The organism is Azospirillum sp. CT11-132, from assembly GCF_047302835.1.
GTDB lineage: Bacteria > Pseudomonadota > Alphaproteobacteria > Azospirillales > Azospirillaceae > Azospirillum.
On record NZ_JBGLZA010000005.1, the window covers coordinates 306,283 to 318,948 of the forward strand.

12 protein-coding genes are annotated in these 12,666 nt (G+C 66.6%); all 12 read right to left on the bottom strand.

What is annotated here, in order from left to right; all coding sequences use genetic code 11:
• Nucleotides 1–37: 37 nt before the first annotated feature.
• A complete protein-coding gene (locus ACCD06_RS21075; RefSeq protein WP_413343266.1) occupies nt 38–1,831 on the bottom strand; it encodes a helix-turn-helix domain-containing protein in 1,794 nt (597 codons plus the stop codon).
• An 82-nt stretch (nt 1,832–1,913) separates the two neighbouring features.
• Complete coding sequence (locus tag ACCD06_RS21080) at nt 1,914–3,173, bottom strand: MFS transporter (protein WP_413343268.1); 1,260 nt, start codon at nt 3,171–3,173, stop codon at nt 1,914–1,916.
• A gap of 23 nt (nt 3,174–3,196) precedes the next feature.
• Complete coding sequence (locus ACCD06_RS21085; protein WP_413343270.1) at nt 3,197–3,808, bottom strand: amino acid synthesis family protein; 612 nt, start codon at nt 3,806–3,808, stop codon at nt 3,197–3,199.
• Between the two features lie 106 nt (nt 3,809–3,914).
• Entirely contained in the window at nt 3,915–4,955 is a 1,041-nt protein-coding gene (gene proX, locus ACCD06_RS21090; protein ID WP_413343272.1) for a glycine betaine/L-proline ABC transporter substrate-binding protein ProX, read from the bottom strand.
• Between the two features lie 70 nt (nt 4,956–5,025).
• Entirely contained in the window at nt 5,026–5,988 is a 963-nt protein-coding gene (locus ACCD06_RS21095) for an ABC transporter permease (protein WP_413343274.1), read from the bottom strand.
• Nucleotides 5,981–7,108, bottom strand: a complete 1,128-nt coding sequence (locus tag ACCD06_RS21100) for a quaternary amine ABC transporter ATP-binding protein (RefSeq protein ID WP_413343276.1) — start codon at nt 7,106–7,108, stop codon at nt 5,981–5,983. The genes ACCD06_RS21095 and ACCD06_RS21100 overlap by 8 nt, the downstream gene beginning before the upstream one ends.
• A 230-nt stretch (nt 7,109–7,338) precedes the next feature.
• Entirely contained in the window at nt 7,339–7,653 is a 315-nt protein-coding gene (locus tag ACCD06_RS21105) for an NIPSNAP family protein (RefSeq protein WP_109155745.1), read from the bottom strand.
• Complete coding sequence (locus ACCD06_RS21110) at nt 7,650–8,048, bottom strand: carboxymuconolactone decarboxylase family protein (protein ID WP_413343278.1); 399 nt, start codon at nt 8,046–8,048, stop codon at nt 7,650–7,652. Before ACCD06_RS21110 ends, ACCD06_RS21105 begins: the two co-directional genes overlap by 4 nt.
• Nucleotides 8,041–8,883 carry an alpha/beta fold hydrolase gene (locus ACCD06_RS21115; RefSeq protein ID WP_413343280.1) on the bottom strand — a complete coding sequence of 281 codons (843 nt, stop codon included), beginning with the start codon at nt 8,881–8,883 and terminating at the stop codon, nt 8,041–8,043. The genes ACCD06_RS21110 and ACCD06_RS21115 overlap by 8 nt, the downstream gene beginning before the upstream one ends.
• Before the next feature lie 2 nt (nt 8,884–8,885).
• The gene (locus ACCD06_RS21120) at nt 8,886–10,001 is read right to left on the bottom strand and encodes an LLM class flavin-dependent oxidoreductase (RefSeq protein WP_109155748.1); all 1,116 of its coding nucleotides are present in this window, start codon (nt 9,999–10,001) and stop codon (nt 8,886–8,888) included.
• 45 nt (nt 10,002–10,046) lie between these two features.
• On the bottom strand, nt 10,047–11,558 hold the full coding sequence (locus tag ACCD06_RS21125; protein WP_413343282.1) for an aldehyde dehydrogenase: 1,512 nt from the start codon (nt 11,556–11,558) through the stop codon (nt 10,047–10,049).
• 35 nt (nt 11,559–11,593) lie between these two features.
• Entirely contained in the window at nt 11,594–12,529 is a 936-nt protein-coding gene (locus ACCD06_RS21130) for a flavin reductase family protein (RefSeq protein WP_413343284.1), read from the bottom strand.
• Nucleotides 12,530–12,666: the final 137 nt, after the last annotated feature.

The window sequence follows — 12,666 nt, forward strand, 5'->3', positions numbered from 1 at the left end:
CAGAGTGACGGGGTGCATACGCAGAGCCCTTCCAAGATCAATTGGCTTGGTCGATAACCCCGCTCAGGTGGATGGCGAGTTCGACCGAGAAGCGTCGTTCCGGGCTTTCGACGTCGATGCCGAACAGCTCGGCGATGCGCGTCAAACGATAGCGCAGAGTGGTGACGTGCACGCCAAGCTGGTCCGAACAGGCCTTGGTCCGGCATCCGGTCTTCAGATAAGCGGAAAGCGTCTCCAGGTAGGGCGTTCCATGCCGGCGGTCGTACTCGACAAGAGCGCCGATGCTGTCGGCGACATAGCCGCGTACCTCGTGGGTGTTCGCCGCCGCCAGCAGCATCGGTAGCGGGCCGAACTGCCGGGCATCCAGCACGCCGGGGCGACCGAACTCCTCGGCGATCCGGATCATCCGCCACGAGCGCTCCCATGCCTCCGCATAATCCGGCGGAGCCGTGCAGCGGCTCGTCAGCACGATGAATGGCTCGGCGTGCAGGATGTTGGCGACGGATCGCGCAATCTGTGCCATCAGCCGCTTGACCGGTCCCTGGCTGCGCTCGTCGACGGCAGGAATGAGGCAGACCAGTCCGGCCGGAACGGTGACGAGCGTTCCGGTAACCCCGCACGGCGCCAACAGCCGCTGGACCGGAAGGTGGAGGTCGGCCGCGGCGCTCACCGCCCGCGGACTGCGGCCGGGCAGTCCGACCACGATCATCTGGGTCGGCAGATCGAGGTTGAGGCCGAGCCGCAGCGCGCGCTCTCCGATGTCGCGATGATCGCGCCAGCGCCGTTCCACCAGTTCCAGGAACAGATCGGTGAGCGTGCGGTTCTCGTAGCGAAAGCGGATGACGTTGCGCAGCATCTGGATGCTGAGAGCATGCTTGATGCCGTCGAGGAGGAGCTGATCGGACTGGCCGTAGGGCTGCGGCCCCGGAAAGATCATCAGCGCGCCGACCACCTCGCCGTCGGCGGTCAGCGGGTCGATGCGCGGGGCCGTGCGGATGCGCTTGCCGCCGACCTCCCAGAACAGGGTCGCTTCGCCGGCGGCGGGATGGTCGATCGCATCGCGCGCCGCCTTCATGATCGAGGGACCGAGGCTGGTCGCGACCGCCGCCTGCCAGTCGGCATCGCCGATGTCGCTGCCACAGGGCGCCCTATCGGCGGTGACGAGGTTGGCCGTGAAGTCGACGATGACGATCGAGTAGGGCAGCAGGTCGCGGAAGAGCGGCAGGAGAGTGGCCATCGCCCCATCTTCCAGCGCCTGCCGCAGAAGCGACGTATTCACTTCCAGCGCCCGTTGCAAACGTTCGGCGGCAAGGGACTCCGCCCGCAACCGGTGCTGGCGTTCCACCGCGATCTCGCCGAGCTGGACGATCATGCCGATGAAGGTCAGATCTTCCTCACTCACCTCGACAATGCTGCGGGAGACGACGCTCAGCACCAGCGGCCGGCCGCTGTCGTCGGTGCAGTTCATCGGTACGACCAGCACACTGTGATAGTCGCGCTCGAACGCCTCCCGGCGGTAGCCGGGAAATTCCTCCGACACCCGGGCGTCGGGGATGAAGACCGGCTCGTTCCGCCGCAGGGCGACCAGCGATGGGCTGGTCGCAAGCTCCCAGCGGTCGGGCAGGGGGCGCTGGATCAGCGTCGGGTCGTGACGGACGACGACCAGGGCATAGCCATGCTCGACGTCCACCGCCATGATCGACCCCATCGACCAGTTGGCATGCCGGCAGGCGGCCAGGACCAGGCGCTGAAGCACCGTCGCCAGATCGCCGCCTGAATTGATCAGGCTTGCCACCACGCGCAACGACTGGATGCGCGATGTCTCGACCACGTTTCCTCCGCTGAAGGGACAGGCCCCGGATCAAATCCTTCTGACTCTAACCCGGCTATGGCGGTCGGAAAAAGCCGGAACCTCAGTGTCCCTCCGGCGGTTCGCCATCCGCCGTCTCAACGCCTGTCGCGTCGACGACCATGCGCGGCTTGGAGATCGCGGCCCCGGTCAGGCTTTCGGCCGGCAGCGGGGAGAAAGCCGTTTGTCCGGACGCATGCTCCCGTTCCCGTATGACGCGACGGACGAGGACGAACACTGTCAGTCCGGCGCAGCCGGCGGCGGCATAGACGAACAGGCCCGATGGGCCGAACCTGTCCATCAGCAGGGCGCCGGGGACAGGGCCGATCATCGCTCCGGCGGCCCAGACCACCAGCAGTCCGCTGACCGTCGGAACGATGCGGTCCGGCGGCACCACGTCGCAGGCATGGGCGACGCACAGGGCGTAGATGCACAGGACCTGACTGCCCCACAGTGCGAAGCCCGTCCATACCAGCCACTCGGGGCTTCCGGCCGGCAGCAGCGCCATGATGGCGGACAGAATGGCGCCGGTCGCCGCCACGGCCGCGATGATGATGCGCCGGTCGCGCCGGTCCGACAGCGCGCCGAGCGGCCATTGGGCAAGCAGGCTGCCGCCCTGGAGCGCAACGAGCAGTGTGGCGGCGGCCGACGCGGACATGCCGATGCGCAGCCCGTACAGCGGAGCGAACGCGGTCATCGTGCCGGTCACCACGCCGACCGCGAAGCAGCCGACCAGGGCGGACGGCGCCAGCCGGAACAGCCCGCGCAGGTCGAGAGTCACGGCCGTCGGCAGGGCCGGGCGGGCAGGGCGGGCGGCGGCGACCGGCAGCACCGACAGCAGGATCAGGAGGATCAGCAGCCGGAAGGGCTGGTCGCCGCCGGGGTCGAGCAGAAGGGGACCTGCCATCAGCGCCAGCTTGGTGGTGACCATGTAGATCGCCAGGATGCGCCCGCGCTGGCCATTCTGCGCTCCGGTGCCGATCCATCCTTCGACCACCGTGAACAGGCCTGCGAACCCGACGCCGGTCATCGCCCGCAACAGGAACCAACCGATGCCGCCACCGGCCAGCGGCAGGGCCAAAACCAGGATCGCCATGAGCGCGGCCAGTCCGGCATAGGCACGGACGAAACCAAGACGGCGAACCACCCTGGGGGCGGCAAGGCAGCCGGCGGCGAAGCCGATGCCGTAACCGGACGCGACCATGCCGATATCGGCCGCCGACAGGCCCTGTGCCTGCATGCGCAACGGCAGCAGGGCCTGGAGCAGTCCGTTGCCGGCCTGAAGCAGAATGGCAGCGGCCATGACCGGCAGCAGCGGCGGCATCAATCTCCGCGTCTCCGTCCGGCTCAGGTCCGGGCGAAGGTGAGGGCGCAGGCCTTTTCGGCCTCCATCTCCTCCATGTCGAGAAAGCGGTCGCCGATGCGCGGGTGGGCGCGGCTGCCGTCCGACGCGCCGATGGCGACCAGCAACTCGTCGGGACCGGGTGCGTCGGGAACCTGGAAGTTCGCGGTCAGGAAATGGGCCCGCTTGCCGGTCTCGGTCTTGTGGATCATCGGCAGGGCGAGCAGCGCGCCCGGGGCGTTGCGGGTGTTGGTGAAGCTGAGGAAGGTGGTTCCCTGCGCCGCTTCGCGGAACATGTTGCCGAAGCGCAGGGTATGGATCAGGGCCGAGGCATGCTCGATCTCGCCATTGACGCCGACCGAGGCGGCCTTGCCGTAGGCTTCGATACGTTCTGCCGACATGAGGGCGACAAGCCGCCGCGTCATCTCCGCCCCCAGCACCGGCGCCACACGCAGAATTTCCGGCTGCAGATTTTCGACGAATCCCTGGCCGGCCCAGGGATTGCGCAGCACGGCGGCAACCACGACCGACGTGATTGGCCGTTCGGCCGGCTTGCCGCCTTCGACGATGGTCTCCTCGATGAAGGTGGAGATCTTTCGCAGTCCGATGTCCATCATGGTCCGTTCGTTTTCTTGAATTTCAATCCCGTCGCCGGCCAAACCGTAACAGTGCGGCCGGCGACATAGTGCTGTTCGACTGTGCGCTGCCTGTTCGCGCGAGTGTTCAGCTTGCCGCCTTGGCGCTGGCGACCCATTGCTCGAACGTGGGTTTGTTGGCGGAGAGCCATTCCTGGGCGAGTGCGCGGATGTGGCTTTCGCTGGCACCCTTCTCGCTGATGCTGCGTTCCCAGCCGGCCCAGGTCTGCAGCGGAAAGCCGATGGATTCGACCAGCGCCTTCACCGCTGGGTTGGCGGCGATGAAGTCGCGGTTGGCAACGGTGTTCCAGTTCCACGACGCCATGGCCATCCGGCAAGGGTCGGCATCGCCGGCGCAGCCCGATACGCCTTTGACGAGGGCGGTTCCCTTGTTGGGCACCGACGGCGGCAGGGCGTCGAACGGGGTGGGCAGCCAGACCACGTCCTTGCCCGGGATCAGCGTGTTGGTGACCCAGGACGGACTCCAGGCATAGAAGAAGGCCGGTTCGCCGCGGCGGACGCGGGCGACGGCCTCCACCATCAGCGGCTCGTACTTGCCGCGGACCGAATTCACCGTGTCCTTCAGGCCGAACTTGTCGAGCTGGTAGTCGACCACGTCGCCGCAGCTCCAGCCGGGATCGCAATTAACCAGATCGGCCTTGCCGCCCTTGCCGAACAGCGCGGCGATTTTTGGATCCTTCATCTGCTCCAGCGAGGTGATGTGATGGGCGTCGGCCGTCTTCTTGTCGATCAGATAGCCGTTGACGCCGCCTTCCTTGATCAGTCCGCCGCCAACGATCATCGCCTGCTGCTCCACCTTGCGGAAGGCGGGTTCGCGCTGGGGGAAGTTGATGTCGGTGGCGATATCCAGGTCGCCCTGCGCGGCCGCCTGGAAGAACAGGGTCGTGCTGAGTGTGCTGAGCTTGACCGAATATCCCAGTTCCTTGAAGGCGGCGGAGACGATCTGGGCGGTGACGTAGTTGGCGCCCAGACTGTCGGATTGGGCGTAGCGGATGGTCTTGCCCTTGCCGGGCTGGTCGGCGGCCAGCGAGGGTTGGGCGCAGCCCAAGGCGAGGAATGCGGCGATGGGCAGAAATTTTATGGCCGATTTGGCGTTGAAGAAGGGCATGACGGTCTCCTCGAACGGGGCGGGACGGGATAGGGGGGAACCGGGTACCAGGATGTGGCGCGGGTCGGGATCACTGGTCCGGACTGGAGATGACGGGATTGGAGACGGCCGGCCGGGCGACCCCCTTGTCCTCCACCGGTCTGCCGGAGCGGACCAGCGCCCGCAGGCTGCGAAGCAGCGGACGTCCGCCGGGGCCGCTGGGCTGGGCCATCTTCTGGGTGATGCGATCGAGCACCATGGCGAGCAGGACGATGGCGATGCCGCCCACCGCGGCGCGGCCGACGTCGAGCCGTCCGAGGCCCTGGAGCACCACCAGCCCCAGCCCCTCCGCCCCGATCATGGCGACGACCACCGACATCACCATTGCGGTCAGCACCGTCTGGTTCAGACCGCCGAGGATGGTCGGCACGGCAAGGGGAAGCTGCACCTCCCATAGCAGCTGCCGCTTGGTGGCGCCGAAGGCGAGGCCCGCCTCGACCATCTCGGTCTCGACCATGCGGATGCCGAGATTGGTGAAGCGGATCAGCGGCGGCGCCGCCGCCGTCACCACCGCCACCTCGCCCGGCACCGTGCCGACGCCGAACAGCATCACCACCGGAACCAGATACACGAAGGTCGGGGTGGTCTGCATGATGTCGAGGATCGGACGGACCACGCCCCACAAGCGGTCGCTGCGGGCACAGCCGATGCCGGTCGGGATGCCGATGGCCGCGCAGATGACGATGGCCGTGGTGATCAGCGACAGGGTCGTCATCGCTTCCGACCACACCCCCAGGGCGGCGATGGCGATCAGGGCGACGCCGGTGAAGCAGGCGACGCCCAGGCTTGCCAGCCGCCAAGCCAGCAGCACCGCCACCGCCACGACGGCGAGGAAGGGAATTTCCTGAAGCAGGAAGATATTGAGCGTCAGGACATATTCGACCGGCCATTTGATGGCGAGGAAGAGCGGACGCAGATTCAGCGCGATCCAGGCGACGCCGTCCTGAATCCAGGCGTCGACGGGGAAGACATTCAGGTCATTGGCGTCAAACATGCAGACCTCCCACGGGGTGAGGAGGGGCCGACGCGATGCCGGCCAGAATGCGATCGCCGGCGAGCGTTCCGGTCAACCGGCCTTCCTCGTCGACGACCGCCATCGGTCGTCCGGCCCGGTGGGCGCGGGCGGCGTCGAGGAGGCTGTCGCCTTCGCGCACGGTGACGAAATCCTTGCGGAGGGTTCCGAAATTTGTGTCCCCATAGGGCTTGCCGTCGCGCAGGCCCCGGAGCGTCTCGGCGTCCAGCACGCCGACGACATGCCCGCCGTCGTCCAGCACCAGCCCGCCGCCGTCGCCGGTCTCGGCGAGGCACAGTCCGGCAGCCAGCGGAACGGGCTGCACCGGACTCATCGCCGAACGGGCGTCGAACAGGCGCGAGCGGTCGACCTCGCGGGTGAAGGCGGCGACATAGTCGCTGCCGGGCTCCAGCACGATCGACTGGGGCGTGCCTTCGCGGACCAGTTCGCCGTCGGCCATGATGGCGATCCGGGTGCCGAGCTTCAGCGCTTCCTGGAAGTCGTGGGTGATGAACAGGATGGTCTTCTTCAGGGTGCGCTGCAGGCGCAGCAGTTCGTCCTGCATCTCCGTCCGGATCAGCGGATCGAGTGCGCTGAACGCCTCGTCCATGATCAGCACGTCGGCGTCGGTGGCGAGCGCGCGGGCCAATCCGACCCGCTGGCGCATGCCGCCGCTCAACTCATGGGGATAATGGTTTCCCCAGCGCGCCAGCCCGACGATCGACAGAACCTCTTCCGCCCGGCGCCGCCGGACCTGGGGGGACACCCCCTGGAGCTTCAGGCCGAATTCCGCGTTCTCGGCGACGGTGCGGTTGGGCAGCAGGGCGAAGTGCTGGAACACCATCGAGATCCGCGTGCGGCGGATGTCGCGGAGTTCCGCCTCGCCGGCGGCGACGATGTCCTGGCCGTCCAGCAGGATGCGGCCGGCGCTCGGTTCGTTCAGCCGGTTGATGCAGCGCGCCAGGGTGGACTTGCCCGACCCCGACAGCCCCATCACCATGTAGATAGCGCCGCTCTGCACCGACAGTGAAACGTCGTTCAACCCTACGACCATTCCGGTCTTTGCCAGCACTTCGGACTTTTTCGCACCGGCCGCGAGCATTTTCAAAGCCGGCTCGGGAGATTTGGAGAAAACTTTACAAAGATTCTCTACCCTCAGTCGTTCGGTCACAACCGTCTCCCATCGTTGTGGTCGGTGGGCTTTCCCTGTCTTCAAAGTTTTTTACTTACGCCCATTTAGAAAAACTGGACCTCTTCCTGTCTTCCCGTCAAACGGAGGAAACGCAGCCCAATCATTCCTGCGAACCGGAGCATGCGGGCGACGCGTCTCCGTCATCTCAGGGGCGAAAAAGCAGTCGGCAGCAGGATGCGGTTTTCCGCCGTTTCGATCAGTGCCGTCAGCTTCGGGATGAAGGCCTGCCAGCGCGGATCCTCGGAGAGCCGTTGGCGGCGGGCGGTGCGGTCCTCGAAATCCGCGTATCCCCACATATGGACGACATGGTTGAGTGGGCCGATCTCGCTGACGAAGTAGCCGATCAGGTTGCCGAGGATCGGTTGCTGGATTTCCAGCCCTTCGTTCTGCACGAGCGCCAGATAGTCGCGCAGCTTGCCCGAGCGGATGCGATAGATCCGTTCCTCGACGATCATGGCGCGCCTCCCGTGCCGTCTTCGGCGTTCTCCTGCCGGATTTTACGGGCGATGCGGAAGCACTCGACGCCGGCGGGAATGCCGCAATAGACCGCGATCTGGATCAGCGCCGCCTGCAGTTCGGCATCGGAAAGGCCGTTGCGGATGGCGCCGCGCAAATGAAGCTCGAACTCGTGCATGCGTCCCAGCGCCGCGATCATGCCGAGGTTCAGCAGGCTGCGCTGGCGGCGGTCGAGCGCGTCGTCCGCCCAGCATTGCCCCCAGCAATATTCATTGACCATCTGCTGAAAGGGGCGGGAGAAGTCGTCGGCCGCGGCCATCGCGCGGTCGACATAGGCGTCGCCGAGCACGTCGCGTCGGACGCGCTCACCCGCCCGTTGCAGGGGCTCATCCATGGCTTGCAGTCTCCTTTGGGTGGTCGGCGGGAGGAAGGTGGGCCGGCGTCAGGAAGCGTCCCATCAGCCCCGCCACCGCGTCCGGCGCCTCGATCAGGATCGAATGACGCAAGCCGGGCAGGATGTGCAGTTCGGAACCGGGAATGCTGTCGTGCATGGTGCGGGCCATGCGCGGGTTGGAGCCGATGTCCTCTTCGCCCGTCGCGACCAAGGTCGGACAGCGGATCTGATCGAGGAAACCGCCGAAGTCGGTTTCCGCCAGGACGCGGTAGGCGGCGGCGTAGCAATCGGGGTCGTTCTCGGCGTTGCGCCGGCGCAGGACCTGAATCAAGTCCGGGTTCCGCTCCTGGAAGCCCTCCGTCAGCCAGCGCGACAGGGAGGCGTCATAGTGCGAACCCGGCTGGCCGGCCTGCAAGGCGGCAAGGCGGTCCAGCACCCGCCGCCGTTCCTCCGGGTTGCGTCCGGCGACGGTGGACAGCAGCACGAGGCGCTTGACGCGCTCGGGGTGATTCAAGGTCAGGCGCTGTGCGATCAGCCCGCCAAGCGAGAATCCCGCCAGGTTGAAGCGGTCGAACCCGACATGGTCGGCCAGAGCCAGCGTCTCGCCGACGAAATCATCGATCTCGTAGCGGCCCTTGATCCGGGTGGAGCCGCCATGGCCGCGCAGGTCGAAGGTCAGGATGGTGAAGCGGTCGGCCAGCCGCTCGACCACACCGCTCCAGGCCTCCAGGTAGGAGCCGACGCCGTGGACGCAGACCAGCGGCTCCGGACCCCGGCCGTCAAGCCGGTAGTTCAGCGTCACCGGCCCGACGGTGAAGTGACGGGATGCCGCCATGGTCAACGTCCCGCCGCAGCCATGCGCGGCGCCGCCGCGGCAATGCGGCGATCCTCCTCGCGCTGTCGGTCTCGCTCGCGGGCGGCGAAGACGGGCAGCACCTCTCGGGTGAACAAGTCGAGCGTCTTGCGCTGCAACTCGAACGGCAGGTTGAAGGACAGGCCGAGCGAGAACTGGTCCACGCCCGCCGCCTCGTAATCCAGCAGCTTTTCGATCACCTCGTCCGGCGTGCCGAACATGAGGTTCTTCAGGACATTCTCCGGCTTGTAATTGTCGCGGCCGGCGACGCTTTCGTAGGAGACGGCGGTCGGGAATCCGTTGGTCACCGTTCCGATGTTCTGGAACAGGTTCTCGAAGCTGCGGCCATAGTCGATGCTGTGCCGCACCGCCAGTTCGGCCTCCTCCGGCCGCTCGTAGCAGCAGGTGCGGCGCTGCATCATGAAGCGCGGGCGCGGCACCTCCGGATGGTCGGCCACCGCCTTGCGGAACTTTTCGCCCAGCACGGCGATCTCGGCGGCCGGGGCGGCCAGCGGCGTCGACAGGATGCTGGCGCCGATGCCGACCGCCCAGTCGAAGGTGCCCGGATCGCGGGCCGCCACCCAGATGCGCGGGTGCGGCGTCTGCAGCGGCTTGGGTACCGAGGTGGCCAGAGGAAATTTCCAGTAATGGCCGTCATGGGCGTAGTCGCCGGCCCACAGTTTCTGCACCGCGGGCACAAGTTCCTTCATGTAGGCGACGCCCTCCTGCTGGGGCATGCCGCCGGCCATGCGGTCGAACTCGTACTGGTAGGCGCCGCGGGCGATGCCGAACTCCAGCCGGCCGCCGGTCAGATGGTCGCACAGCGCCGCCTCTCCGGCCAGACGGATCGGGCTCCAATAGGGGGCGACGACCGTGGCGGTGCCGAGCCGGATGCGCTCGGTATGCTGGGCGAGCCAAGTCAGGATGGTGAAAGGGTTGGGGGAGATCGTGCACTCGATCGTGTGATGTTCGGCGGTCCACAAGGTCTCGAAACCGCCCTGGTCGGCCATTCTCACCAGTTCCAGCATGGTGCTGGTCACGTCGCTCATCGGCGTGTGCGGTGAAAAGCGCTCCATGGCGAGCGCGACGGCGAACTTCATGTCCTGGTCCTTTATGCGGGGGAGAAGAAGCCCGGTCGGGGCGGATCAGCGCAGCCGGATGACGAAGGGGTCCTGCATGGCGCCGGAATAATCGATGACGACGTTCTTCGACCGCGAGAACTCGCGCATCACGTCGAAGCCGCCACGCCGCCCGTAGCCGCTCTGCTTGAAGCCGCCGTTTGACGACATGTAGGCGGCGGCACGGTAGGTGTTGATCCAGACCGTACCGGCGTCGATCCGGGTGGCGAAGCGCATGGCGCGGTCGATGTCGCTGGTCCAGATGCCGGATGCGAGGCCATAGCGCGTGTCGTTCGCCATGGCGATCATCTCGTCTTCCGAGGCGAAGGGCACCACACCGACGACCGGGCCGAAGATCTCGTCCTGCATGAAGCCCATGTCGTTGCGCGCGTCGGCCAGCACCGTCGGCTCGAAATACCAGCCCTTCTCCAGCCCCGCCGCCTGGGGCCGCCGCCCGCCGGCCGCCAGCCGGGCACCGTCGCGCAGACCCGAGGCGACATAGCCCTCGACCTTGGCGAGCTGCGCCGACAGGGCAAGCGGGCCGATGTCGGTGTTCTCCTCCATTGGGTGGCTGACGGTGATGCGTCCAGTGCGGGCGACCAGCGCCTCGACGAAGCGGTCGTAGATGGCGGCCTCGACAAAGCAGCGCGACCCGGCGACGCAGGTCTGTCCAGCGGCGGCGAAGACGCCGGCGACCACGCCGTTCACCGCCCGCTCGATGTCGACATCGCCGAACACCACATGAGGCGACTTGCCGCCCAACTCCATCTGGCAAGGCACGAGGTTGGCTGCGGCGTTGGCGGCGATGCGGCTGCCCGTTTGGGTGCTGCCGGTGAAGACGATCTTGGCGATGCCGGGATGGCGGGTCAGCGCCTCTCCGGTGGTGCCGCCACCGCCGGTCACCACGTTCACCACGCCGTCCGGGAAGCCGGCTTCCGTGACCAGTTCGGCGAGCGCCAGGGTAGAGGCGGTGGCATGTTCCGACGGTTTGATCACCACCGTGTTGCCAATGGCCAGACAGGGCGCCAGCGTGCCGGTCAGCAGCATCAGCGGCGAGTTCCACGGCGTGATCATGCCGACGACACCCAACGGTTCACGCAGGTTGAAGTTCAGCATGTCGAGCTTGTTCACCGGGATGGTGTCGCCCTGCAGTTTGTCGGCCATTCCGGCGAAGTAGAGGTAGCTGTCGGGGATGGCGCGCATCTGGGCACGCATCTCCTTGATCAGCTTGCCATTGTCCCGGGTTTCCATCAGCGCCAGTTCTTCGGCGTTGGCGAGGATCAGCTCGGCCAGTCGGCGCACGAGCTTGCCGCGGTCGCTCTGGGTCATGCGCCGCCAAGCCGGATCGACGAATGCGGCCCGTGCAGCGGCGACGGCGGCGTCGACATCCTCCTCGCCGGCATCGGCCAGCTCGTACCAGGGCTCGGCGGTGGTGGGATCGTAGCTCGGAATGTAGCGGCCGCTTTTCGGTTCCACGAACCGTCCGCCGATATAGAGGGCGCGGCGGGAGCCTTCGAGCGATCTGCAGGTGGTGTGCATCGCGATCTCGTATTTTTGTGAGGGAGCGGCGGGAGTCAGCCGTTTTCGGCGAAAGCGCCGGGCCAGGAAGAGGTGCTGCCGTCGACCATCGCCAGCCGTCCGCCATCACTTGAGTCGATGTAGATGCCGAAGCGGTCCGCTCGGCGTTCCCGGACATAGCGGCGCAGCATCGCCCGGGTCTCGCGCATCGGCATCGCCTCGAAGGGCAGGGCGTCGAGCGCGAAGAAGCGGAAGCCCGGCGGCAGGGTCGTGGCCGCCGCGTCGGCCGAGAGGCGGGCGCGATAGACCAGACAGCCGGCGTCCTGTCCGGCGATGTCGAAGAGCGAATAAAGGAAGCTGTCATCCGGCCGCAGCGGCAGCGTACCCCCGTCTGCCAGAAACAGTGACCGTTCGGCCTTGCGGCTGCGACCGCCCGGCAGGCGCCAACCGCCCGCTCCGTCGGACTGCAGCAGGATACCGTCGTCCGCTTCGACGAGGTAGCCGACCTGAATGCCGTGCGGTGCCTCTGCACCGGCGTCCAGAGAGTCGCGCACCGTCGTGTACCTGCCTCGGCAGAAGCCGAGCGGAGCTGTCCGGTTTGCCGTTTTGCTTGGACCGAAGTCCTGTACACGACCGATGAGAATGAGATGGTCACCGGCGAAGACACGGTCATGCACCGTGCAATCGAACCAGGCGAGGCAATCGGTCAGGACCGGTGCGCCGGTGTGTTTCGGGCCAAACCCGGTTGAGTGGAATTTCTCGGGTGAACGAGAGGCGAAAAGGCTGGAGACATCGGCCTGTCCCTCGTGCAGCAGGTTCACGGCGAAGGATGGCGCGCTGCAGAAGATCGGAAAACTGAACGACCGATTGCCGATACAGACGAGGACAAGCGGAGGATCGAGTGAAACGGACGTGAAGGAATTCGCCGTGATCCCACGCGGATTTCCCTCTTCGTCAAGCACGGTGACGACCGTGACCCCGGTCGGGAACATGCCGAAGGCGTTTCGGAGGTCCCTTTGATTTATGGGCGTTGGTTCATTCGAAGAGACTGTCACGTCAACCTCCCTTCCATGACAAGGACGAGGCTACGCCGGGCGGACGCGGCCATCTTCCTCCGGGGCAGCGGAAG

Coding starts and splice junctions, on each gene's coding strand:
- ACCD06_RS21080 (WP_413343268.1), bottom strand. CDS start 3,173: ATGCCGCCGCTGCTGCCGGTCATGGCCGCTGCCATTCTGCTTCAGGCC.
- ACCD06_RS21085 (WP_413343270.1), bottom strand. CDS start 3,808: ATGATGGACATCGGACTGCGAAAGATCTCCACCTTCATCGAGGAGACC.
- proX (WP_413343272.1), bottom strand. CDS start 4,955: ATGCCCTTCTTCAACGCCAAATCGGCCATAAAATTTCTGCCCATCGCC.
- ACCD06_RS21095 (WP_413343274.1), bottom strand. CDS start 5,988: ATGTTTGACGCCAATGACCTGAATGTCTTCCCCGTCGACGCCTGGATT.
- ACCD06_RS21100 (WP_413343276.1), bottom strand. CDS start 7,108: ATGCTCGCGGCCGGTGCGAAAAAGTCCGAAGTGCTGGCAAAGACCGGA.
- ACCD06_RS21105 (WP_109155745.1), bottom strand. CDS start 7,653: ATGATCGTCGAGGAACGGATCTATCGCATCCGCTCGGGCAAGCTGCGC.
- ACCD06_RS21110 (WP_413343278.1), bottom strand. CDS start 8,048: ATGGATGAGCCCCTGCAACGGGCGGGTGAGCGCGTCCGACGCGACGTG.
- ACCD06_RS21115 (WP_413343280.1), bottom strand. CDS start 8,883: ATGGCGGCATCCCGTCACTTCACCGTCGGGCCGGTGACGCTGAACTAC.
- ACCD06_RS21120 (WP_109155748.1), bottom strand. CDS start 10,001: ATGAAGTTCGCCGTCGCGCTCGCCATGGAGCGCTTTTCACCGCACACG.
- ACCD06_RS21125 (WP_413343282.1), bottom strand. CDS start 11,558: ATGCACACCACCTGCAGATCGCTCGAAGGCTCCCGCCGCGCCCTCTAT.
- ACCD06_RS21130 (WP_413343284.1), bottom strand. CDS start 12,529: ATGTTCCCGACCGGGGTCACGGTCGTCACCGTGCTTGACGAAGAGGGA.